This is a genomic window from Massilibacillus massiliensis, assembly GCF_900086705.1.
GTDB lineage: Bacteria > Bacillota > Negativicutes > FLKF01 > FLKF01 > Massilibacillus > Massilibacillus massiliensis.
The window spans coordinates 3,782,801-3,806,179 of the sequence record NZ_LT575483.1 but is presented as its reverse complement, the minus strand read 5'-3'; the positions used below and the strand labels follow the sequence as shown (position 1 = coordinate 3,806,179).

At 37.4% G+C, this 23,379-nt stretch carries 19 protein-coding genes; 5 read left to right on the top strand and 14 right to left on the bottom strand.

What is annotated here, in order from left to right:
- Nucleotide 1: 1 nt before the first annotated feature.
- The 3 genes from BN6559_RS18175 to BN6559_RS18165 all read right to left on the bottom strand — a co-directional run bounded on the left by BN6559_RS18175 (nucleotide 2) and on the right by BN6559_RS18165 (nucleotide 2,359).
- Nucleotides 2–655 (bottom strand): NAD(P)H-binding protein, encoded by a 654-nt coding sequence (locus BN6559_RS18175; RefSeq protein WP_110956050.1) that lies wholly within the window; start codon nucleotides 653–655, stop codon nucleotides 2–4.
- Nucleotides 656–1,047: 392 nt separating this feature from the next.
- Complete coding sequence (locus BN6559_RS18170; RefSeq protein WP_110956049.1) at nucleotides 1,048–1,248, bottom strand: 2-hydroxymuconate tautomerase family protein; 201 nt, start codon at nucleotides 1,246–1,248, stop codon at nucleotides 1,048–1,050.
- 10 nt (nucleotides 1,249–1,258) lie between these two features.
- On the bottom strand, nucleotides 1,259–2,359 hold the full coding sequence (locus BN6559_RS18165; RefSeq protein ID WP_199884135.1) for a YbfB/YjiJ family MFS transporter: 1,101 nt from the start codon (nucleotides 2,357–2,359) through the stop codon (nucleotides 1,259–1,261).
- 392 nt (nucleotides 2,360–2,751) lie between these two features.
- On the opposite strand from BN6559_RS18165, the gene BN6559_RS18160 reads away from it, so the two are divergent.
- Complete coding sequence (locus tag BN6559_RS18160) at nucleotides 2,752–3,618, top strand: LysR family transcriptional regulator (protein WP_110956048.1); 867 nt, start codon at nucleotides 2,752–2,754, stop codon at nucleotides 3,616–3,618.
- An 80-nt stretch (nucleotides 3,619–3,698) separates the two neighbouring features.
- Here the strand turns inward: BN6559_RS18160 and BN6559_RS18155 are convergent, their stop codons facing one another.
- The 5 genes from BN6559_RS18155 to BN6559_RS18135 all read right to left on the bottom strand — a co-directional run bounded on the left by BN6559_RS18155 (nucleotide 3,699) and on the right by BN6559_RS18135 (nucleotide 9,893).
- On the bottom strand, nucleotides 3,699–6,362 hold the full coding sequence (locus BN6559_RS18155) for a cation-translocating P-type ATPase (RefSeq protein WP_110956047.1): 2,664 nt from the start codon (nucleotides 6,360–6,362) through the stop codon (nucleotides 3,699–3,701).
- 185 nt (nucleotides 6,363–6,547) lie between these two features.
- Nucleotides 6,548–6,910 carry an MmcQ/YjbR family DNA-binding protein gene (locus tag BN6559_RS18150; protein ID WP_199884134.1) on the bottom strand — a complete coding sequence of 121 codons (363 nt, stop codon included), beginning with the start codon at nucleotides 6,908–6,910 and terminating at the stop codon, nucleotides 6,548–6,550.
- Nucleotides 6,911–7,233: 323 nt separating this feature from the next.
- Nucleotides 7,234–7,959, bottom strand: coding sequence for an SAM-dependent methyltransferase (locus BN6559_RS18145; RefSeq protein WP_110956046.1), 726 nt, complete (start codon nucleotides 7,957–7,959; stop codon nucleotides 7,234–7,236).
- 133 nt (nucleotides 7,960–8,092) lie between these two features.
- Entirely contained in the window at nucleotides 8,093–8,368 is a 276-nt protein-coding gene (locus tag BN6559_RS18140) for a CD3324 family protein (protein WP_110956045.1), read from the bottom strand.
- Nucleotides 8,369–8,723: 355 nt separating this feature from the next.
- A complete protein-coding gene (locus BN6559_RS18135; protein ID WP_110956044.1) occupies nucleotides 8,724–9,893 on the bottom strand; it encodes an SAM-dependent methyltransferase in 1,170 nt (389 codons plus the stop codon).
- Nucleotides 9,894–10,371: 478 nt separating this feature from the next.
- Between BN6559_RS18135 and ftsH the strand changes: the two genes are divergently transcribed.
- Nucleotides 10,372–12,180: an ATP-dependent zinc metalloprotease FtsH gene (gene ftsH, locus BN6559_RS18130; RefSeq protein WP_110956043.1), complete on the top strand. Its 1,809-nt coding sequence runs from the start codon at nucleotides 10,372–10,374 to the stop codon at nucleotides 12,178–12,180.
- 560 nt (nucleotides 12,181–12,740) lie between these two features.
- Here ftsH and BN6559_RS18125 read toward each other — a convergent pair.
- From BN6559_RS18125 to BN6559_RS18120, 3 genes are all read right to left on the bottom strand, one after another.
- Nucleotides 12,741–13,820, bottom strand: coding sequence for a plasmid pRiA4b ORF-3 family protein (locus BN6559_RS18125; RefSeq protein ID WP_110956042.1), 1,080 nt, complete (start codon nucleotides 13,818–13,820; stop codon nucleotides 12,741–12,743).
- Between the two features lie 1,285 nt (nucleotides 13,821–15,105).
- A complete protein-coding gene (locus BN6559_RS19435; RefSeq protein WP_199884133.1) occupies nucleotides 15,106–15,279 on the bottom strand; it encodes a hypothetical protein in 174 nt (57 codons plus the stop codon).
- 68 nt (nucleotides 15,280–15,347) lie between these two features.
- Entirely contained in the window at nucleotides 15,348–16,553 is a 1,206-nt protein-coding gene (locus BN6559_RS18120) for an MFS transporter (protein WP_110956041.1), read from the bottom strand.
- Between the two features lie 274 nt (nucleotides 16,554–16,827).
- Here BN6559_RS18120 and BN6559_RS18115 point away from each other — a divergent pair, with 274 nt between their 5' ends.
- Entirely contained in the window at nucleotides 16,828–17,763 is a 936-nt protein-coding gene (locus tag BN6559_RS18115; RefSeq protein WP_199884132.1) for an AraC family transcriptional regulator, read from the top strand.
- 759 nt (nucleotides 17,764–18,522) lie between these two features.
- On the opposite strand, the gene BN6559_RS18105 is transcribed toward BN6559_RS18115, so the two are convergent.
- Nucleotides 18,523–20,502, bottom strand: a complete 1,980-nt coding sequence (locus BN6559_RS18105) for a methyl-accepting chemotaxis protein (RefSeq protein WP_110956040.1) — start codon at nucleotides 20,500–20,502, stop codon at nucleotides 18,523–18,525.
- A gap of 204 nt (nucleotides 20,503–20,706) precedes the next feature.
- Here BN6559_RS18105 and BN6559_RS19845 point away from each other — a divergent pair, with 204 nt between their 5' ends.
- Nucleotides 20,707–20,976 carry an AraC family transcriptional regulator N-terminal domain-containing protein gene (locus BN6559_RS19845; RefSeq protein WP_110956039.1) on the top strand — a complete coding sequence of 90 codons (270 nt, stop codon included), beginning with the start codon at nucleotides 20,707–20,709 and terminating at the stop codon, nucleotides 20,974–20,976.
- A gap of 94 nt (nucleotides 20,977–21,070) precedes the next feature.
- Nucleotides 21,071–21,322: a helix-turn-helix domain-containing protein gene (locus BN6559_RS19840; protein ID WP_110956038.1), complete on the top strand. Its 252-nt coding sequence runs from the start codon at nucleotides 21,071–21,073 to the stop codon at nucleotides 21,320–21,322.
- A 635-nt stretch (nucleotides 21,323–21,957) separates the two neighbouring features.
- On the opposite strand, the gene rhuM is transcribed toward BN6559_RS19840, so the two are convergent.
- Nucleotides 21,958–22,287 (bottom strand): RhuM family protein, encoded by a 330-nt coding sequence (rhuM, locus tag BN6559_RS18090; RefSeq protein WP_110956037.1) that lies wholly within the window; start codon nucleotides 22,285–22,287, stop codon nucleotides 21,958–21,960.
- 135 nt (nucleotides 22,288–22,422) lie between these two features.
- Nucleotides 22,423–22,716 carry a DUF6809 family protein gene (locus tag BN6559_RS18085; RefSeq protein WP_110956036.1) on the bottom strand — a complete coding sequence of 98 codons (294 nt, stop codon included), beginning with the start codon at nucleotides 22,714–22,716 and terminating at the stop codon, nucleotides 22,423–22,425.
- Nucleotides 22,717–23,379: the final 663 nt, after the last annotated feature.

Here is a 23,379-nt window from a genome sequence, read left to right as displayed (position 1 = left end):
TTTACTTGTTACCTTTGGCACATTCCCAAATAGCTTTGTTTTTTAGTGTGAAAATACCATTTTCTTTTGTTTTGGCGGAATTTATCATGGCTTGCGCCAATACTTCTGTCGGTAGAGACCTTTGCGAACGAAACAATCCCATTTTATTCAAAAACTGTATAACTTTCATCCCGATAATTTCATTTCTTCTATCACTATTTTTTCGGACTAACATAGGCGGTTTAAAAATTGACAACTTGGGAAACCTTAAACTCTTCACAGCTTCTTCCAACTGTCCTTTCATTCTTGGGTAATAGAAGAAAGCACTCGGCGAAGCATAACCAGAAGATACTAATACATAATGATTCACACTATTTTCGCGCGCCAATTTAGCAAACTGGTATTGATAGTCATAATCAATTTTCCATTGATTCGCTTTACTGCCTGCAACTTTAAGGGTAGTCCCCAAACATGAGAACAAAACATCACCTTTCACTAAACTTCCCCATTGTTCTGGTTTGTCAAAATCAATAACATTTATCCTTAACTTTTTATGTTCAAGCCCTGGGTCTCGCCTAACAAAAATATCTACCGAATGAAAAAAATTATCTTTTAACAATAAATCCAGCAAATCTTTACCTGTCGCTCCCGTCGCCCCTACTAATACTGCGTGCATTTTCTCTCCTCCTTCACAACGTATACTGATATACTATCCCACTTAGTTATCTATTATAAAATAGCTTACATTCGCATCTCTATAGCTTACTTGATTTTTATACAAAATAATGAGTCCTTATCTCAAATTTATATTCAAGAAACTAGAAACAGAAACCTGCTAATAAAAACCATTGATTTTTATTAGCAGGTTTCTGTACTCATTTATGATCTATCATAAATACTTATTCTTTCATAGACGATCGAAAATTTAGAATAACCATTACAGTTTTAAAAATGTTTTGATTATAGAGTTGATAAAAACTTTATGTTACCTGTTCACCAATTCATCAGTACTAGCAGTAACTGCAACACTTAAAGGTACAAATTTAATACGATCTCCAAATTCGAGTATTATGATCTCTTTCTTATCATGGTAACGGGTTCCCCACCGATTCCCCAATTGTCAGTATCGACCTCATCAATCACGACAACCGTAGTTTTTGGATTTTTTCCTAGCACATCTACCAAGAGTTGCGTCGCGCCCTGAATCAATTGCGCTTTTTGTTCAGTCGTTGCGCCTTCCTTGGTAATCTTTATGTTTACGTATGGCATTCATTTTCACCTACTTTCTTCTTATTTTTAATGTCATCAACACGAATAATGCAAGTATTAAAATCATAACAGCAAAAATACTAGGCGCTAAAATATTGAACTGATTTTGAAGATATGCAGCGACAATAGGTCCTATAATTTGTCCCAAAGCATATACCGTTGTTAATTCTCCAATCGCTTGCATTTGGGCTTTAGGTTGCAATTGTTGCGCCAAAGTTATAGAAAGACTGGTTATGCCCATAAAAGTTCCGCCAAATAACGCACCTCCAATTAATGTACTGAGTTGATTTGGCAAAATAACTGGCAGTAGGATTCCCATCGCTTGCAGAGCAAAAGCCAGTATAAGGCTTACTTTTATATTTGTTTTTTTAGCAAGCAGTGCCCAAAGATAGGTCGATGGAATTGCTGCCAAGCCAATGAGCACCCAACTTTGATTGGCAATATGGCTAAGCTCGGGCATTGAATTTATCATTTGCACAATAAATGTGGCTGTTATGATATATCCGATCCCCTCTAGTCCGTAACTCAGCAGAAGAACATACCACTGATAATCTCTTATAAAGCAATTGCGAGATTGTGATTTTCCTGTCTCTCCAGTTTTATCGTATATCACTTTCGATAACGTATACCACGCAACGATGCCAAATAAACTGCCTCCCAGTGCCAATCCATACCATGAAATCGTCCAATCGCCAAAAGCATCAAAAATCGGAACAAAGATCCCAGTAAATGCAATTCCGATACCAACCCCGCTATATAGATACCCTGCCCAATCATTTCGCCCTTGCCCTAAAGTAACACTCGAAGCAACAACGAATAAAATTGCGCTAAGAAATCCAGCAAACAGTCTTAGAAATGCCCAAAGGAAATTATTTAATGTCAATGGCATAGCAACCAGTAAGAGCAAACTGACAAGGATTCCTCCACCTAAGCAAACTCTTAAATGACGTCTTATCCACTCAGTTCTTGAAATATAAGCACCAAGCAAGTACCCCAAATAATTCATCGAAGCCATGACCGCAATATCCCATTCAGTTACACCAATATCCCTTTGCATTAACGGAATAATGGGTGTAAATCCAAATCTTGAAATTCCCATTGCTAAACTCAAGGTACAAATTCCACCCACAAGAATAGCAAGATTATAACCCGTCTTCGATTTGTCCGCCCCCTTTTCGCGAAAATATAAACTTTTTGTATAATTTTACATAAAAACATCCATCAGCAGAAGCGAATAATATCTATGATAGCTATCGTATTTATCTATAGGCATATCTATGTCCACCTTTACACAATTTATAACTACACGAATTAAAGCACATTGTCGAAGCTAAACTTAGCATAACACTCGTACCACAGTTTTACATACGCTCAGCTATCTAGAAGATAGTGCTTATCTCGCTAGTCACAATATTATTTATATGTTATGATAGTTCCATTACAATAAACGATTACCCTTATGAATAGAGAACGTTTTTAACTATAGGTAGAGGTGAAATAAAAATGGATTTAGACGATATAAAAGTATTTCGTGAAGTAGCATTACGCGGTTCCATGACACAAGCAGCCGAAGCGCTGGGATATGCACAATCCAGTGTAACTGCGCGCATCCGAAAGCTGGAAGCAGAATTAAAAGTAGATTTGTTTTACCGCAATGCAAAGGGGGTTCAAATTACACCTTCAGGTCAAATCTTCAAAGAACAAGGACTAAAGATTTCTCGACTCATCGAAGAGTTACATCATCAATTACGCCCAACTGAAATTCCCAGTGGTCTATTACGTATCGGCGCCATGGAAACAACAGCCGCGATTCGGCTACCCTCGTTGTTAAAAAAATATCATTCCTTATATGATAAGGTTGAACTTTCACTGCAAACAGGCTCCACTGAATATTTAATGAATCAAGTTCTAAATTACAAACTTGATCTGGCTTTTGTCGCATCAACTGTCAACCACCCTGAAATCATCGAAACGGAAAGCTTCGATGAAGAAATGGTTCTGATTACCGAAAAAAAAGAAAATACCCAAGATATCTTGGATATTTTAAAAAATAGGACAATCTTGGTTTTTCGATCCGGCTGTTCTTACCGCTCATTGCTTGAGCGATATTTGCAGGAGAGTACCTTGATACCGTTAAGGCAGTTTGAATTTGGTTCTTTGGAAGCTATTATCGGTGGTGTGTCTGCGGGTATCGGCATCTCCCTATTGCCTAAATCAGTTATAGAAGATAAACTGCGGTCAGGCACCCTATCCGCTTATGAATTACCACCCCATCTTCGGAAGTGTACAACCATGCTGATCCGAAGAAAAGATATCATTCCAACGGCGGCAATAACCAAGTTTGTAGATTTAATAAAAGCTGAATGTTAAACAAACTCCACAAATATGAAATAGCCTTTTCTCTTAGCGCCCTATGAAACAAAGAACCATCCTTTTTAGAAACGAGAATTTTAACTCTCACTTTCATTTTTTCCACGCATAAACAGTTTGGAGAATTCCTTCAATACGAATGGAACTAAACTAAACAGGATTACCAATCCCCAGTCTCCTGCAGAAAGCATTTGTACTTTAAACGCACTTGCAAGGAATGGCACTGATATAACTACAAATTGTAATATAAACCCGATTACAATGGCAGCGATCAAGAATCTATTAGAGAACAGTCCAATTTGGAAAATTGACTTGGTAGAGTTTCTCATCGCTAAGGAAAAGAATAATTGGGAGCCGGCAAGAACTACAAAGGCCATCGTCCTAGCATAGGTTAATACTTCTTCCGGTATATTTCTTGATCCCAAACTATAACCATATTCCTGTAAGCCAAAATAGAACGCAGCAAGCGTAAGACTGCCAATTAGGACTCCGCCAAGTACCGCTCTAAATCCGGCACCGTGTGCAAAAAATCCTTCTTTGGGATTACGCGGCTTTTTCCTCATAACATCTTCATCGCCAGGATCTACACCCAAAGCAATCGCCGGCAAGGTATCGGTAATTAAGTTAATCCATAATAGCTGTGTAGCTATGAGCGGTATAGGCCAGTAAAAGAGTACAGCAATAAATATAGCAATCACTTCGCCCAAGTTGCAGGAAAGCAGAAATATGACTGACTTCTTTATATTGTTATAAATGTTCCGCCCCTCTTCTATCGCATGAACAATCGTAGTAAAGTTGTCATCCGTAAGAATCATATCACTGGCGCCCTTAGAAACATCCGTACCTGTAATCCCCATGGCAACACCGATATCAGCATTCTTTAAGGAAGGCGCATCATTAACTCCATCGCCAGTCATCGAAACAACATTTCCATGAATCTGATAAGCTTTAACAATCTTAACCTTATGCTCCGGCGATACTCTGGCAAATACTCGATAATCGTTAATTCGGCTTATAAATTCCTCATCCGATAATTCATCTAATTCGGCACCGGTTATACTTTGTTCTAAAGATGTCGCAATTCCCAATTCCTTCGCTATAGCTACTGCTGTATTCTTATGATCTCCGGTTATCATGATCGGCGTAATACCGGCACGCTTAGCTTTCATTATAGAATCCTTAACTTCCAGTCTAGGAGGATCAATCATTCCAACTATCCCAATAACAGTTAAGTCCGTTTCCATTTCATCTGGATGAATCATAGAATCGCTGTTTTTAAACGCTGTGCCTAGCACCCGCAGTGCACTATCAGACATTTCTTCAGCAATCCGCAAGTAGTTTTTTTTCATCTCTTCCGTTAAAGGAACAACCCTACCATTTACTAAAGCAGTCGATGATATTTTTAAAATATTATCAATCGCGCCTTTTGTGTGAATCCGATAGGCACTTTCTTCCTCATTTAGCGTAGACATTAATTTTCTGTCGGAATCAAAAGGATTTTCGCCAACTCGTGTGTACGCGGCATGCAGCGTTTTTCTGGTCAGGTTATATTTATCACCAAGTACGATTAAAGCAACTTCCGTGGGGTCACCTGTACTTTCTTCATTCTCATAAGTTGCATCCGAACACAGTACAAAGGATTTGATCAACGCCTGTTCGTCTTGCGTGGGCTCCAATCCCTTACCTTCAGCAGGGACATCTTTTAAATTATCTAACGTATAAAGTTTCACAACCGTCATCTTGTTCTGCGTAAGCGTTCCTGTTTTATCTGAACAGATGATGTTTACAGAACCAAGTGACTCAACAGCCGGCAGCTTTTTTACAATCGCATTGATTTTGGACATTCTGGTAACGCCAAGTGCAAGAACAATGGCAACGATCGCGGGAAGTCCTTCTGGAATCGCAGCAACAGCTAAACTAATCGCTGTTATGAACATCTCAAATAAATCTCTCTTCTGGAACAGGGCTATGACAAAGATTAGCGCACATATCCCCATAGCGATTAAGCCTAACGCTTTTCCCAGCTCACCAAGCCTCTTTTGCAACGGCGTCATTTCCTCAATTTCTTCATCAAGTATCGTCGCAATTTTACCTATTTCCGTATCCATCGCGGTTGCTATAACAACCCCTTCACCTCGGCCATAAGTGACCAGCGTCGACATAAATGCCATATTGGTTTTATCGCCAATTGGTGTTTTTGGGTCTTCGTGTACATCATTTGCGTTCTTTTCTGACGGGACGGATTCGCCTGTAAGCGATGATTCTTCTATTTTCAAATTGGCACTATCTATCAGTCTAAGATCTGCGGATACAAATCTGCCAGCGTCAAGAATGACAATATCACCAGGGACAATTTCTTCAGAATTGATTTCCTTTACTTCACCATCACGTCTTACAAGTGCTCTCGGTGTAGTCATTTCCTGCAGGGCTTCTATAGCCTTTTCCGCTTTGTACTCTTGAAAAACACCGATAACAGCATTTAAAACGACTACTAAAAGAATAATAATTGCGTCTACATATTCGCCAATATACACAGTTATAACTGCTGCCCCCAACAGAACATAAATTAACATATCCTGAAGCTGGGCAAAAAATAGAGCTATCAAACTTTTCTTCGGTTTGCCCTTCAGCTTATTTTCCCCATATTTCACAAGTCTTGCTTGCGCTTCTTCCGTAGTCAACCCAACAGTCGGATTGACATTATATTCATTAAGAGCTTGTTCCTGTGATTTTGCAAACCACATGCGCATCATTCCTTTCAATTGATATATACATACAAATGGCTAAGCCCAAATACATAAGGCTTAGCTTGATCATACTAATGCAAAGTAGTTTACCCACGATCATGAGGGTTATGTATAATGCAAGCTTCGACTCACGAGAATGTTTCCAGCGATTTAACTACCGATTTTTCACATCATTAGATCAATTACTTTGATCCCTGGGTCAGTTTATAGCTTATATCAATTAAATTGTAGATTTCGTTTTTAGGAAAAGAGCTTTCCAAAACAATGGACAACCAATGTTCCTTGTTCATATGATATGCAGGTAAAATTCCTTCTTCATTCCTGAGAAATTCTCTCATGTCTGGATCGCATTTCACGTTTAATATGTCTATCATCTCCTCCTCGCCTAAACCAATTTTAGATTTTGGAATATTCATAATAAGACCATACCACTTCCCAGATACTTCGTGTTGGAGCACAGCATAATTGGGCTGTTTCATCCATTTATAAATCGGTGTAGTATTAAATTTATATTTTACATAGGAAAAAATATCTTTTCTATTCATTATAATAACCACACAACCCCTTTTTCTCCATATAACTCTATTGTATTGGAGAATGTTCTAAAAATACCAAAACAAATAAACGTAATGATTTTTATTGTCTTAAAAAATTCCTATTAAGTAACTATAATTATTTATATATTTCCCTAAAAAAACAAAATTCCCTTTCATAATTTTCTATTTACCGCTAAAATTTCTCTATAAAAATCGCCTAGAAATAGAATTTCTAAGCGATTTCTCGGCTTCATTTTATGGAAATATTTTGGATTTTATTTTCTTCAACAAACTACCTAAACAAGCAGAACCGTGAGCTTAGCCCTCGCCATTCAAATAACTTTAGCAATCAACTGAACAAGATTAAAATACTTTCCGCCCTCAGCCTCCATCATTTTGATGTCCTCGGTGACAACGGGATGATAACCGGTCTGCCATTCTTTCCACGCCTGTTGACAGCAAACCATTTCGCGGCTGTCCAGCATTTCAATACCTACGGTATTCTCCCACAAATCTTTCCACCAATCAAGCGAGTGCAGGGTTCTTTCCATCTCGCTATTCCAAAACGGTCGCATATCATCGGGAACGTTTTTCCCAAATTCATACTTTAAGCCGGGAATCGCCACGGCAATATAACCGCCTTTTTTCACAAAAGGAATCAGCGACGGGAGCATTTCCGCTGTATCACCGAAATAATGGTAAGCATCCACAGTAAACAACAGGTCAAAATATCCGTTTGCAAAAGGCAATCCTTTGGTCGCATCTACTGAAATTGGAACAGCTTTATTATCAATCCCGATGGATTTAAAGCGCTCATAATTTTCAGTCGGTGAAATCCACAAATCGGCAGCGAAAACTTTCGCGCCGTATTTTTGTGTCAACAAGAGTGTAGAGAGACCACACCCACAACCAAGATCAAGTATACACATATTTTCATCGATATTTAAGTACGACGCCAATTCCTCTGCTACCCGCATAGCATTAGGCCCCATCATGGCAGTTTTCAAAAATTCCATATTACTCTGACTGGAAACAAATTGATCTGTAAAAGTATACATAAGCTTCTTCCTCCGCTAATTCTTTATCTTGTTATTATAAATCCATTGTATTAGTTCTATTATTACAATGCACCCTACAAGATAATTCAGAAACAAAAAAGCGACACAGCAAAATTACCATGTCGCTTCCACTTTAGCGCTGACTTTTTAATTCAGCCAATATTTTATAAATAGTTTTTGGGGATAAATAATTGCAGCTTGCAAGATCCTCAACCGAAATTCCGTCTTGATGCTGGGAAAAAATCCACTCGTTGCGTTCCTGAAGATATTGCCTGCTGTTTTTTACTTCACCCCACTGTTTTTTATTTTCTGTCTTGCGTGGAATATAAATATATTCACCATCAATATATTGCTGCATTTTTTCTAACAAATCGGCTGGAAATACACGAATTGCGTTCTTGTAGCCCATTATGCGCCTCCTAAAATTGTACTTTTAGGATGGAGCAAAGGCTATCTCACATCATGTTTGTTATGCGATAGCCTCTGCTCCGCATAACACCGAATCCAAATAATATAGAATGATAAGTCATTCTCCCTTCTAAAATATTTTATTTTTTTGCAAAACCTTCAAAATAAATCACTAGACCTCCTCTTTGCGTCTATAAACTTTCGAGGAACAGTCTGCCTTGTGTTTATCTTCACCTTATATATAGCTCACTTTCGTCAGATGAATTTATATCAATATTTTATCATATTTATTCATTTAAAGAATATTTAAATGAAGCTCACATAACTTGCCGCCACTTTGTCTTTTATTTGCGTATTTATGATTTATGGTACATGTAAGAATTCGTTAAAGGCAGTTCATTATTTAACCCTTTTGTAAAGAGCAATTGATAAACATCAAGACCCGATGTCCGAAAGGCAGCAGCACAACCTTGTAAATAAAGTGACCACATGCGAATGAAACGTTCATCAAACATTTCACGAATCGTATCTAAGCGTCTTGAAAAATTATCATACCACGCATCTAACGTCTTCGCATAATGCATACGTAAACTTTCTGCATGTATTAGATGAAAATCATATTGCGGCAATAGCCAGATGGTTTCACGCAGCGATGGTGCGTAACCTTCAGGGAAAATATATTTTTCCATCCATGTATTCGTAGCATCCTCAAACATCCCAGTAATACTATGTAGCAAAGATATGCCCCCGGGCACCAAGAGCTCGTTGACCTTATTCATATAGCAGCCCAAATTTCCTTTTCCGACATGCTCAAACATGCCTACGCTTACAATCTTTTCAAATTGATATTGTGTAGAATCCAGTTCTTGATAATTCATCAATTTAACTTGCAACTGATCTTCCAAGCCTAATTTTTTTATCCGTTCAGTTACTGCAGCAAATTGTTCGGTACTCAATGTAATACCTGTAGCCTTCACATTATATTGCTGTGCGGCTTTGATAATCAGCCAACCCCAGCCACAACCAATATCTAATAATCTTTCACCAGGCTTAAGGTTCAATTTTTTAAGAATATGATCGATTTTTTGCAATTGAGCCTGTTCCAAGGAATCCTCTGGTGTCTTAAAATATGCGCAGGAATAACTCATTGTCTTGTCGAGCCAAAGTGAAAAAAAATCATTCCCCAAATCATAATGATGATGAATATTTTGCTTCTGCATTCTACAATTATTCGCATTGCTTTTAACGTGATGATGCTCTTTTAATTGCTCTGGCTTTGTGTTAAGTGCAATCACATGCATAATATCATCCATCGATCCTTCGAAATCGATAATTCCATTCATATAAGCTTCCCCCATAGCTAAAATCACATCTGTACTATTAAATTTTAAGGGAGGCTCTTTATGAAAAATTATTTTAAAAGATGGAGAAGCATCACCATAGCTTTCTTCCTCTCCATCCCAAAATCGAATGGAAAATCCACCTTTTTTCCACTGTTTTAAAGTTAGTTTTAAAGCCATTTTCATTAGCACCGCTATCAGTCCTCTCCATTCGTATCAACAACAAGGTTAGAAATTAGTTTACGCCTGTTATTAAAACTATATTCAAAAGAAAATCTATCTCCACTTTCGCTGTTCATTTTAATCATTTCGATTATGAATGTCGTAAAATGTAAAATAAAGATTTCTCCATGCTCAAATTATACACAAAATAGACATATTCGTAAAATTCATGAAACGAATCTATGATATTCGTTTCATCTATATGTAAATTTGGAATAAAATTACGTGTTGAAGCAAATACAAAGCACAAAATACTGTCTTCTTTAGCCATTTTATTCATTGCTTTCAATTGAATTATGAAAACCGGATCTGTCGTACGTTATCGTATTATTTTTTATCGCATTGCTAATAATAATCCAAGGTAATCTATCGTTAGTAACCATTGATCAAGATTTGATTTAATCAACAGAACGCTTTCAATTTATACTTTTCAGGAGGCATTATGAATAACAAACGTACTTTTTCTGCAGGTTATTTTTTATTAGCCCTAATACTCACTTGGATTTTCAATGATTATATATATAAACCACTTGTCATTCGCGAAATGGAAGTCGGATATAATGTATTTATTCAAAACTTGAATGAAGATAAAATCTCAGAGGTTGTTTTGTCAGGTGATCGTATTATCTATACTTTAAAAGCCACTGAAGATCAAAAGGAAAATTTGGCTAATGTAGTCCCGGTAAATGACCCCGATTTAATTGATCGGCTTATTGCAGCGGGAGTTTCTTTCTCGGCGCAGCAGCAAACCCAAAGCTTGCTTTCATCGATACTTGGCTGGATTCTACCTTTACTTCCCTTACTTGTACTCTGGTATTTTCTTTTTAAACGAATGGGCGGTGCAGGCTCCAATGCTATGTCTTTAGGGCAAAGTAAAGCCAAGGAAATTCAAGGCGAAATGATCGGCATAAAATTTAAGGATGTAGGCGGCGTCGGTGAAGCTGAGATTGAACTTCGTGAAATTATAGAGTACTTAGTAAATCCTGAGAAATTTACCCATATGGGTGCAAAACTTCCCAAAGGCGTTCTGCTTGCAGGGCCTCCAGGTACTGGCAAAACTTTGCTTGCCAAAGCTACTGCGGGTGAAGCAGGCGTTCCTTTTTTCTTTTTAACAGGCTCAAGTTTTGTTGAAATGTTTGTTGGCGTGGGTGCTGCAAGAGTCCGCGATTTATTCGAACAAGCGCAGAAAAAGGCTCCCTGCATTATCTTTATTGATGAAATCGATGCAATTGGGCAGGCGCGGACAAGCATCGGTCGGGTCGGCGGCAATAGCGAACAAGAAAATACGTTGAATCAACTACTTGCCGAAATGGATGGCTTTAAATCTAACTCTGGCGTCGTAATTATGGCCGCTACAAATCGGCCTGAAATTCTCGATCCGGCGTTAATACGTCCAGGCCGTTTTGATCGTCAAATTCAAGTAACATTGCCTACTGAACCAGGCCGACTTGAAATACTAACCATCCATACGAGAGAGATGCCGCTTGATTCTGATATCAGCCTAGAACGTCTAGCCAAAATTACCGCAGGCTTCTCGGGAGCAGAGCTGGCTAATATAGCGAACGAGGCATCATTGCTTGCAATACGCCGTGCTTCAAAAACAATCACAATGCATGATTTTGATTTGGCGATTGAACGTATTGTGGCAGGTCTTCAACGGAAAATACCGCTTTCCGAAGATATCCGTAAAAAAGTAGCCTATCACGAAGTAGGGCATGCCCTTACTGCCTACTATCTGCCCGGAACAGATCCGGTTCATAAAATTAGTATTATCCCAACGGTCAAAGGTGCTCTAGGCTATACCATGCAAATGCCTGAAGAAGACCGTTATCTGATCGGTGAAAATGTACTTCGATCTCGAATGGCTGTAATGCTTGGCGGTCGGGCGGCAGAACTTATCATATTTAAAGAAGCCACCACAGGTGCTTCTAATGATTTAGAACGAGCAACCGAAATGGCGCGACGTATGGTTACCGAATTTGGGATGTCCAAAAAACTTGGTCCGGTCAGACTTGCATCATCTACAGGCTCTTACTTACAAAGCGGGGTAAGCTCTAGAAATGACTTAAGCACCGTAACAGTTGCCTCGATTGATGAAGAAATTGGCGATCTCTTAACACAAGCACAAGAAACAGCTACGAAAATCTTAACCGATCATTTAGAAGTACTGCATCATATTTCACAATTTCTCCAAGATAAAGAAGTCATATCTGGGGATGAACTTGCTGATATTGTAAAATCGATGCAATAAACTAAATCTAGGAGAGCATTGTTCGTAATACATTCAGCGAACAACACGCTCCTAGATTTAATTAGCAAAATTTTTGTATATTTCTATAGCCTAAATTTCTTATTTAATTTTTGGGATATCTCTAGCATATATTCAAAATTTTATTTTGATTGTTAATTCCTTGTACGGTGCACAGCATGACGTCTCTATGTCATACTAAGTCGCTCCCTAGATATTATATTTCGGCATTGACAGTATAAAATATATGTTTTATGATAAACATATAGAAGGTGCTACCGATAAACGGTTAGTTCCCATTATACGATTAAAAGATTAACCGCAAAGTTGGTAGCTGGGCGGTTAATCTTTTTTTATGGTAAAAACCAAGATGATAAAAAGTAACAACGTTAAATTTACATCATTCATGGCATCACCCCCATTCCTCCAAAAGCATGGACACTGAATGGGAACTAACCGCCTATCGTTATCGTAGCACCTGTCCTGATTATAACAAAATTTCCTTTTATCTACAATAAAAAACACTCGCAAAAAGCTAGAGTTGGTACCCAGTCTATAAGATGCTAAAATAAATATTTTAGTCTACGGTTAACTGACTCTATATCAAACCTCTTATACGGCTGACTTTCTGCCCATAATTTCATATGTTCATATTCTTCACGAGTAGGATCGTTCATAACTTCTACAAACTCTTCATACCCGCCTTCCCCTCCAACATCCTCTGGCGGCGCATCTCCTTTTCCGTCTAAGCAATATGCATAAATTTTATCGTAGTCAAAAATTACATTCTCAACTTTTATGTTATGCTCCCAACCATCGCCAAAGTCATACCTATAATTAATAACCTTATATCTAGGCAGATACTCCTCTATTTTTATATTATTCCCAAGAAGCATCGGGGTAGTTCCCTGATATTCAAAGTCTTCTTCATTTTCTACTATATGAACAAAAGGTTTATCGCCATCCAAAATAATAAAATCATGCAAGTGATACTCTTTCCAATCAAAAATTACTTGCATCACCTTATGTAATTCGCTAAAAGTAAAATTTAACGGTACCACTACTTTACGCCATACGTTAAAATTCTCCAAATTCATCATCACTTTTAATTCCAAAGCCCTGCATTTTATTGCAGGAAAATGAAAGATATCACTCAATTGCTCATAAAAAAGTTCATGTGGATGCTTGTACTCGCCATCACAATCAATAAGAGTAAATCGATTTGCCTTTTTTGAGACCAAAAACTGCACTACATGCTCTTCTATATAAAGATCACGAAAGATTTCAGCTGCTTCACAGCCTTTATTTAATCTTGCAACCATAGTTCTGTTTTGGGTCTTGGAAAATAAAATCTCACTAGACTTGTCCAAGTACTGCTCTATGGCTTCCGGGTTCATACCATCATTTAAAAACATTTGCCTCATCGCCGATATGATGAGCTCTTTTATATTTTTTAACTCCTTTGCCTTTACTCCATAGAGAATGACATGATATCGACAAGCATCATTTACAAAGACAATTGTTTTCTTTCTATTTACTCGTAATATATTGGCATGCCAAGAAAAAAGAGGATTTTCAACCTGAAGTAAAGTTGGCTTAATTCCTAATTCCTCCTGCAATTTTTTTGTACAGCTTATAATCATACTTGATCACCTCATTAGTGTACAGCTTATTTTATATCTACTAACTTTTCCTGTATTGCTTTTATATCATCTTCGTCTTCTGTTATAGCCGCCCTTTCTCCATACATTTTACATATTAAAGAATCATAACTTTCCATATTAAATAAAACCACCAAGTGGTTTAATGTGGCATCTTACTATAGATGACTCGATTATCTAAATTATACCAAAAAACCACCTAAGAAGCATCTCAGGTGGTTCAAATCTATAAACTCTTATTGCAAACAAAATCACTTTATCTTTAACTCCGTGTCGATGCCCAAGTTAATGTTTCCAGAAGCAGATGAACTACATCGAAAAAACCTTGTCGATAATGTATGTCCATTCCACTGATTAACATACAATTATATTTATCATCAAGCTGGATCAAAGTTTGCTGCAGCTCCGCAGGTAATGCACTTTGTAGTTTTTCCTCATATGCAAGGACTTTTTTATTCCTGTGGTACTTTTACAAAAAAGTAAATCTCCCCAAGCGTCCAAACTAAGGCGTAAACTTTTTTACTTACTTTTATTGGGGGGCTAACCGCTTATCGGTAAGACCTCTACATATATTTACTATACCCATAGCATCAATAAATATCAATATTAATTTCAAAAATGTAACTTCTGTAAATTTGTTTGATGGTTTTAAAGTCACAGCAAGTATTTTCAGGATTATCTGAATTACCTTTTAAGATGCAAATTTGTAGACAAAAGAACCGTCACTCAGTCTATTTAATTTTTTGGATATATCTACCATATATCCAAAATTTTATTTTGATGGTTCATTCCTTGTACGGTGTACAGCATGACGTCTCTATGTCATACTAAGTCGCTCCCTAGATATTATATTTCGGCATTGACAGTATAAATTATATGTTTTATGATAAACATATAGAAGGTGCTACCGATAAACGGTTAGCTCCCGTTATAGGATTAAAAGATTAACCGCTATGTTTGGTTGCAGGGCGGTTAATCTTTTTTTATGGTAAAAACCAAGATGATAAAAAGTAACAACGTTAAATTTACATCATTCATGGCATCACCCCCATTCCTCCAAAAGCATGGACATTGAATGGGAACTAACCGCCTATCGTTATCGTAGCACCTGTCCTGATTATAACAAAATTTCCTTTTATCTACAATAAAAAATACTTGCAGAAATGGTTTCTATAATTCAGCTTAGGTATTTGTGATAATTTTACCTCTGCATCCTAGGTAATTTAAATTTATAAACTCTTTTTGTAATCATAGTCTTCTATATAAATTACTCAACATCAGAAGGTATTGGCTTTAAACTTTGTTCAACAAGTTCCTGTGCCATACGAGCATACTCCTCTTTAGATATATTGTTATCACTTGCTATGCCAAACAGCCAAAACAGTGAATAAACTATACTCCCCCAAAAAATAATAGCAACTATGCTACATATTCTTTTCACAAAATCATTCTTCTTTCTAAATTATATTTTATCAATCATTTCAAAAAGAATTTCCAATTTTCAACCTATTAATTTGGAGCTATAGCAGAGTGTTTGTTTCCCAAAAAGTGCGTTAATGCTGTGATAATTTGAAAACCAACTCCAAGGATACAAACTCCTGTCCACCCTGACAGCCCCCAAAAATATGATCCTAAAAACGAACCTATTGCTCCACCAATAAAATAAAATGCCATATAAACACCATTATTTCGACTGCGCAGAGCGGCATCCAGTGTATTAATTTTTGCCTGATTGGCTATTTGGGCGGTTTGGACACCTATACTTAACAGAATAATTCCCAAAACAAGTCCCCACATTTGATATCCTATCATCCAGAAACACATAACCCCCACCATGGAAAGACTAATCCCTATTGTTAACGTGAAATAATCCCCCTTTTTGTCTACAACCCGTCCTGCTACAGAGGCAGCTAAAGCACCAACTGCACCAATAAGTCCAAGCATTCCGGCCATTTGCGCGCCTAAATTATACACAGGAGATTTCAATAGAAAGGAAAGCGTCGTCCAGAAAGCGCTGAAAGACGCAAACATCATCGCACCGATCAAAGAAGAACTTCTTAATATAGATTGATTGCGCAGGATACTCCCCAAAGATGCAATCAATTTACCATAACTCATAGCTGCGTTAGGAGCGGACTGGGGTAGGTAAAAATAGAAAATAATAATTAGTATTCCTATCATTACAGCAGCGATCAGATAGACCACTTGCCAGCCATAATATGTTCCAATAACTCCACTAAAAGTGCGTGACAGCTGCATTCCAATTAACACGCCGGACATTACAGTACCAATTACGCGACCTCTGGAAGCGGGATTTGCCAAATGCGCTGCTAATGTTACAAGTACCATTTGGGCAATAGACGTGATGCCAACAAATAAAGAACCAATGGTGAACCATATAATATTTGTGGCAAACGAAAGCTCCAGTAATGCTGCCATCGAGCAAAGGAGCATAACGATAATTAATGAACGCTGGTTTACTATGTCACCCAACGGCACAATAAAAATCAATCCAATTGCAAAACCAATTTGAATAATCGTTGCCGGAATTCCGATAACGGTCGACGAGACATGAAAATAGGTCGAAAGATTGGATAGCAAAGGTTGCGCATAATATAAATTTGCTGCACAAATTGCGCTAGCAATTGACATCAAAAGAATCAAGAATTGATTTAGTTCTATTTTTTCAGAAGGTTTCTTTTTTATTTGGTTCATTTTAATCCTCCAATATATCTAACCCATATCCCTATGTATTTGTTTTTCTTACTTTGTTCCAAAAAACCACTCCTTTTCTCTATCTACTATTGCATGTTAATATCAAATCTCTTAGCTACCACTAAGCGACTTGATATCATTATAGCCTGTTAATTGCAATATATGGTATACTATTTATATCAACTTCTTGCCTAATACTATCATTTAGATTAAGTATTTTCTGAGTATACTGTTCAAATATAATAAAAACAGGATCTGATAAAGGAGCTAATTAATGTCGGATTATATAGAGTTAACACCCCTGAAAGATACAAGTACAAAACAACATGAACTAGCCAGACTTATTAAGCATTTTACTGGTAGTGATGGAGACCTTGAAACTAAAATTCCAGCCCTTCATCTCATTTGTGATTCAAATATTGCAAGGCCTATATGTCATATTCAAAAACCTTCCTTATGTATAGTCGCTCAGGGAGAAAAGATCGTGATGCTTGGTTCGGAAAGTTATCGTTATGGCGTCTCTGATTATCTTGCTGTATCTGTAGGTGTACCAATTACCGGAAGAGTGACCATGGCATCGCGTGAATTTCCCTATTTGGCACTCCGGCTGGATTTAGACCAAAATCTTATTTTTGACATTATGAAAGAAACCGATCTTCTGCCAAATAAAATAAAAAGATCCAGCCGCAGTTTGTTTTTGGGCAAAATGCCTTTTAATCTTCTTGATGCAGTAGTAAGGCTTGTTCAACTCCTGGAAAACCCAAAAGATATCCCTATACTCGCCCCATTAATCATCCGTGAGATTCTCTATAGAGTTCTCTGTGATGAACAGGGGGATTCTTTGAAATTAATTGCTATGGCAGACAGCAATTTCTGTCGTATTGCAAAAGTAACCAAGTATATTTTAAAAAATTACGACAAGAATTTGCGTATTGATGACATGGCTGTGATTGCAAATATGAGTTCTGCGTCATTGCATCGTCATTTTAAGGACATAACTGCCCTGAGTCCACTACAGTACCAAAAGCAAATCCGACTACAGGAAGCAAGACGTTTATTACTGTCGGAATCATTTGAAGCTGCAACTGTCGCATATCAAGTTGGTTATGACAGTCCTTCTCAGTTCAGCAGAGAATATTTACGAATGTTCGGATTACCTCCCATTGCTGATATTAAACGGTTTCAGCTAGCTTTATCGCATAATACTTAATATGGTCTTTCTATAACATTGATAATGTTTTTTACTTTTTAAAATCGAGTAGGGCAACCCATTTCTAGGTTGCCCTCTAATCAAACTGCAAGTGCCCTACTAAGACATCCAGCTTACTAATTGTAGTTTTATAACAAATGATAAATAGGAATAGATCGTTTATGAAATGCTCTTGACCTTAACTAGATTGATGGACAAATTCAAAGTGACGGCTTCACTTCTCTTTTAAAGGAGTCGAATTCGCCCCCCTTAAAACTATTATTATATAAAAAGTCCCATAAGCCTAAAAATTCTATTGTGTCTTTACTTCGCATTCAATTCTTGATAACGGCTTTAGGTTAATTACTTTTGTATCGGGCGATATCAGTTAGGGATATAAATTCATCTTGAAAATTTTCTGTATATACCGCAATATCCATACCTTTGGTATGAATTATTTCCTTTAGTTATTATAAACTGTTCGGAAATTCCGAACAGTTTATAATAAATTGACGCTTACTTTCTTCTTATCTCTTTGTCGGCTTGGCATGATAATCTAGGTTTATCAAGACGAAAAAAAAACGTCATCTTATATACAAAATATAATGTTGAGATAATCAGTTTTCGCTAATTACCTCAACATTTATTATAGAACCATTATTTGTTTTAGACAAAAAGAACGGATTTTGCTATCTCCTGCTATATTGATATAGTTATTTTAATTTGTTTAAAAATTGAAGCCTGCCGTAGTAATATGCGGCAGGCCTCTTTCATTCTCAGCTAAACTTTAAATCGATTCACTTCATTTTGCAATTCTTGTGCTAAATTTGCTAAAGACTGACTGGCTGTAGACATTTCGTGAACGGAAGCGGATTGTTCTTCCGTGGCAGCAGATACACTTTGTGCCTCTGCTGAGGTAGATCTGCTAACCTGATGAATATTTTTAGTGGATTCATCAATCTTCATAATTCCATTGACGATTTTCCCAACAGAATCCTGCGCTAATTTTGCCTTCTCATTTACCAATACAACCATTTCATTAATTTCTTTAAAGATGCTTCCGGCATGAGTCACGATTTCGGTACCGCGTTTTACTTCATCGGTACCACTTTGCATCACATCGACCGCTTGCGCTGTATCCTCCTGAATCTTGTGAATAAGCTCTGCGATATGTTTTGCCGCTTCTTGTGACTGTTCAGCAAGCTTCCTTACTTCTTCTGCTACAACAGCAAAGCCTTTTCCTTGCTCTCCGGCCCGTGCGGCTTCAATTGCTGCGTTTAACGCTAATAAATTTGTTTGTCCTGCAATCCCAGAAATCGTATCTACAATAGTACCAATTTCTTTCGAACGCTCCCCTAGCGATTCAACTACGTTTGCCGATAATCCTACAACAGATTCGATACTAACCATTTGTTTCTCTGCACTTAAAATAGCTTGATTTCCTGACTCGGCTTTTTCCGCAGCATCAGCAGCCTTCACAAATACTTGATCCGAGTTACTGATCAATTCACGAATATTTTCATTTATACCTGCAACTTCTTTTGTTACAGTATCAATTGCGGCTACCTGATGATCAGCACCTTCTGCCACATTTGTAATGGAAACAGCAACTTGTTGTGTTACCTGAGATGACTGTTCGGAGCTTGCAGTTAATTCTTCACTGGCAGCAGCGACTTGTTCCGCAGAATGGCTGACTTGTTTAAGCAAGGTTCTTAATGTTGTCCGCATTTTAAGAAGAGAATTGCCCAATCTGCCGATTTCATCCTTACTTGTAATTTGATATTTTTCATTTTCTCTAAAATCACCTTGAGCAAGTTGCTCTGAAAGCTTGGTCATACCTTGCATTGCACTTGTAATCTTTAAAATAACCCATAAGATAATTCCACAAAGCAGTAGAGCAATTATACCTGTAGCCAGAGCAAAGATCTCCGCCATTGTACGCGTTGCCGCAAACATTTCGTCATAGTCCATTGAAAGGCCAAGAATCCATCCACTATTGCCGACCGGAACTCCACCTGTAATTTTTTCAGCTCCTTCAAATTGCGTGATTTCTACTACAGTATCACCCGTTGAAACGCGTTCAAAGAATCCGGCAAAAGCAGCATTGGCCACATCTTTTATATTATCTTCACTCTTGAATTTTGGATGTATAATATAAGACCCATCCCGTGCAACTAAAAATACATAGCCGGACTCTCCTACTTTAAGACTTTGCACCTTTTTCAAAAGTTCCGTCAAATTTACATCATTACAAACTGCACCTTTCAATTTTCCATCAATGCCCATAATGCGTTGCCCAATACTTACGACCGTATTGCCATCTGCACTTTTATATACTTCCGTATAAAAAGGTTTGTCCTCTTTACTGCTGCCCTTATACCAGTCACGCTGACGAACATCAAATCCAGCCGGAACGGTGTAATCCTCACTGTTTACATAGGCACCGTCTTCCAAACCAACAAAGACGCTTAGCGTCGTTTTATTTGCACCATCTTTGGTTAGATGTGCCAAATTACGAATCTCATCTAACGTTAAATTTTGTTTTCCAATCATGACAGCTAAATGTTTGACTTGGCTTTCCTCTTGCTTTAATTCGTTATTAAGCTGTTCACTATAGGCAAGCATCATGTTTCGATTCGTTTCCATAACTTGTTCTTCCAACTGTTGTTTTGAAGCATAATAACCGTATAAACTCAACAAGCTCACTAAAAATATAACCGGAATCAAAATCAACAGTAGCATTTTAGTTTTTAAATTCACAATATTCTCCCCTTCCTATTTTATACAATATTTAAAGTTTTTTTACGATATATTCTTTTACTGGATAGGTTACACTAAGTGACTTGATGTCATTTTACTCTCTTTATTGCAATATACGATATACTATTTATATCAACTTCTTGCCTAATACTATCATTTAGATTAAGCATTATCTGAGTATATTGCAATGAACTAGCCAGACTTATTAAGCGTTTTTCTGGTAGTGATGAAGACCATGAAACGAAAATTTCATACCTTCATCTTATTTGTGATTCAAATATTGCAGTGCCTATATGTCATATTCAAAAACCGTCCTTATGTATAGTTGCTCAAGGAGAAAAGATCGTGATGCTCGGTTCGGAAAGTTATCGGTATAGCGTTTCTGATTATCTTGCTCAAATCAATAAAAAGTTAGCAAGAATGAACTCTTTTTTCATGTTTTTTTACTTTCACCCATTAGGTGAAAAAAGATAAGGCGTATAAAACTTAAATTTATTGGCATTGTAGCGAATTTTTAAATTTACGTGAATAGACAAACAGACCCGTCACCTTTGGCTTAATTGCAAATATGAGTTCTGCATCATTGCATCGTCATTTTAAGGACATTACTGCCCTAAGCCCACTACAGTATCAAAAGCAAATCCGACTACAGGAAGCAAGACGTTTATTACTGTCGGAATCATTTGAATACGCAACTGCCGGATATAAAGTCGGTTATGACAGTCCTTCACAATTCAGCAGGGAGTCTTTACGAATGTTCGGATTACCTCCCATTGCTGATATTAAACGGTTTCAGCTAGCTTTATCGCATAATACTTAAAATGGTCTTTTTATAATATTGGTAATGTTTTTTACTATTTAAAATAAATTAGGACAACCCATTTCTAGGTTGCCCTCTAATCAAACTGCAAGTGCCCTACTAAGGCATACAGCCTACAAATTGTAGTTTTATAACGAATGATAATAAATAGGAACAGATTGTGTATGAAATGCGATTGACCTTGACCAGATTTAATGAACAAATCCAAAGTTCCGGCTTCGCTTGTCTATGTAAGTTTCGGAACCGCTTCTTTCACTACCGACTCTTAAGGTGATCGGCAACAATGGCGCCCTTATTTTATTCTGATTCCGCTCCCTAAATATTATATTTCGTTATTGACAGAATAAATTATATGTTTTATGATAAACATATAAAAGGTGCTACCGATAAACGGTTAGCTCCCGTTATACGATTAGAAGATTAACCGCACATGTTGAGAGCAGGGCGGTTAATCTTTTTTTATGGCAAAAACCAAGATGATAAAAAATAACAGAGTTAAATTTGTATCATTCATGGCATCACCCCCATTCCTCCGTAAAACACGGATACCGAACGGAAACTAACCGCCTATCGTTATCGTAGCACCTGTCCTGATTATAACAAACTTTCCTTTTATCGACAATAAAAAAATACTCTCAAGAATGGTTCCTATAATTCAACTCAGGTACATGCATCTTATGTTGAATTGTCCTTAGAAGCATTCTGTTTCTCCATCTGGCAGTTAGTGGATGCAGTCTATTCCTTGCATTCCACCTTTTTCTTGGCAGTCTTATCGACTTCTTTAATTGTTTGCAGCTATGCTTCTTCAATCGCTCCGTTGCCCAGCAACGAAACTGCGTAGCAACCTGTGATCTTACTCGATACCCCAAAGAAATAATCATGTCAAGGTTATAGTAAGCCATATTATAAGTCTTTCCGTTAGTATCAACTGTTCGGAAATTCCGAACAGTTGAATGCTTTTTCATCGACTTAACCTCCTTTAAAAATCTAACGATTTACTTTGTTTATCTCACTCATTCACAGTATTTCACATTGATAGAACAGAGCCTGTTCTTCAGATAGACTGGCTATTCTGGTAGCAATGAGGTTTTTCTTTATCATTAACTCCGTGTCGGTGCCCAAGTTAAGGTCTCCAGCATTAGATGAACTGCATCGGAAAAACCTTGTCGATAGTGTACGTCCATTCCACTGATGAGCATACAGTTATATTCATCATCAAGCTGGATCAAAGTTTGTTGCAGCTCCACAGGTAATGCATTTTGGAGTTTTTTCTGATATGCAAGGACTTTTTGATTGGCATGATAGTATTCACTAGAATATTTATCTAAATCTAACTCCTTCAAATTTTCATGTTCCATCGTCGCAGCCAAGAAATCAAACACACTCTTCCTCATAATAACGATCCCTCCAACTATATTTTAGTTTTCAATTATGATGAAAGCTAAGTCTCGAGCTTCGTTGATCGTTCATTCTGTCCATTGGTTTTTGTGGCGAAGATGACGCCTCGCCACGCGTTTTTGAGGTTGCCTAAATTCAGCCTTTTGCGACCTTGTTTTCCTAATACCAATTTATATCTCCCCCATCCTCATTCTGTAGGAGATTTCTTCTATCTGCCTGTTCAGATAGAAGAAATCAATCTACAGTTTGTCTCAGGGGAAATCAAAAAAGCGCATGCGAGGGTTTATCCAACCTACACATGCGCTTTGCTATATCATGATTGCATGCAGACGCTAAGCTTCCTGCCAAAACTCCAATCGTATTATACCGAACATACCATCTCCCTTGTCACCAAAGAAAAAGCACGGTATAATAAATTGTCGTCGTAGACAGCTAGCTGTTACGTGTAGGTGCTGATCCACCTGCTCGTGCCTAAGAGTGTACCACCACTCCTAGGACACGGCGACTTTTTTAATTTCCACCTATTTCTAATTATATTACACTTTTTAGGGATTGCAAGTAAAAATAGGATGAAACATGATTTTTTTGTAGAATCATGTTTTTTGTTGTGGGTTTTTAAATTTATCATCAGCATGATAATCCCTTTTGGTTAGGATAAT

Coding starts and splice junctions, on each gene's coding strand:
- BN6559_RS18175 (WP_110956050.1), bottom strand. CDS start 655: ATGCACGCAGTATTAGTAGGGGCGACGGGAGCGACAGGTAAAGATTTG.
- BN6559_RS18170 (WP_110956049.1), bottom strand. CDS start 1,248: ATGCCATACGTAAACATAAAGATTACCAAGGAAGGCGCAACGACTGAA.
- BN6559_RS18160 (WP_110956048.1), top strand. CDS start 2,752: ATGGATTTAGACGATATAAAAGTATTTCGTGAAGTAGCATTACGCGGT.
- BN6559_RS18155 (WP_110956047.1), bottom strand. CDS start 6,362: ATGTGGTTTGCAAAATCACAGGAACAAGCTCTTAATGAATATAATGTC.
- BN6559_RS18150 (WP_199884134.1), bottom strand. CDS start 6,910: ATGAATAGAAAAGATATTTTTTCCTATGTAAAATATAAATTTAATACT.
- BN6559_RS18145 (WP_110956046.1), bottom strand. CDS start 7,959: ATGTATACTTTTACAGATCAATTTGTTTCCAGTCAGAGTAATATGGAA.
- BN6559_RS18140 (WP_110956045.1), bottom strand. CDS start 8,368: ATGGGCTACAAGAACGCAATTCGTGTATTTCCAGCCGATTTGTTAGAA.
- BN6559_RS18135 (WP_110956044.1), bottom strand. CDS start 9,893: ATGAAAATGGCTTTAAAACTAACTTTAAAACAGTGGAAAAAAGGTGGA.
- ftsH (WP_110956043.1), top strand. CDS start 10,372: ATGAATAACAAACGTACTTTTTCTGCAGGTTATTTTTTATTAGCCCTA.
- BN6559_RS18125 (WP_110956042.1), bottom strand. CDS start 13,820: ATGATTATAAGCTGTACAAAAAAATTGCAGGAGGAATTAGGAATTAAG.
- BN6559_RS18120 (WP_110956041.1), bottom strand. CDS start 16,553: ATGAACCAAATAAAAAAGAAACCTTCTGAAAAAATAGAACTAAATCAA.
- BN6559_RS18115 (WP_199884132.1), top strand. CDS start 16,828: ATGTCGGATTATATAGAGTTAACACCCCTGAAAGATACAAGTACAAAA.
- BN6559_RS19840 (WP_110956038.1), top strand. CDS start 21,071: ATGAGTTCTGCATCATTGCATCGTCATTTTAAGGACATTACTGCCCTA.
- rhuM (WP_110956037.1), bottom strand. CDS start 22,287: ATGAAAAAGCATTCAACTGTTCGGAATTTCCGAACAGTTGATACTAAC.
- BN6559_RS18085 (WP_110956036.1), bottom strand. CDS start 22,716: ATGAGGAAGAGTGTGTTTGATTTCTTGGCTGCGACGATGGAACATGAA.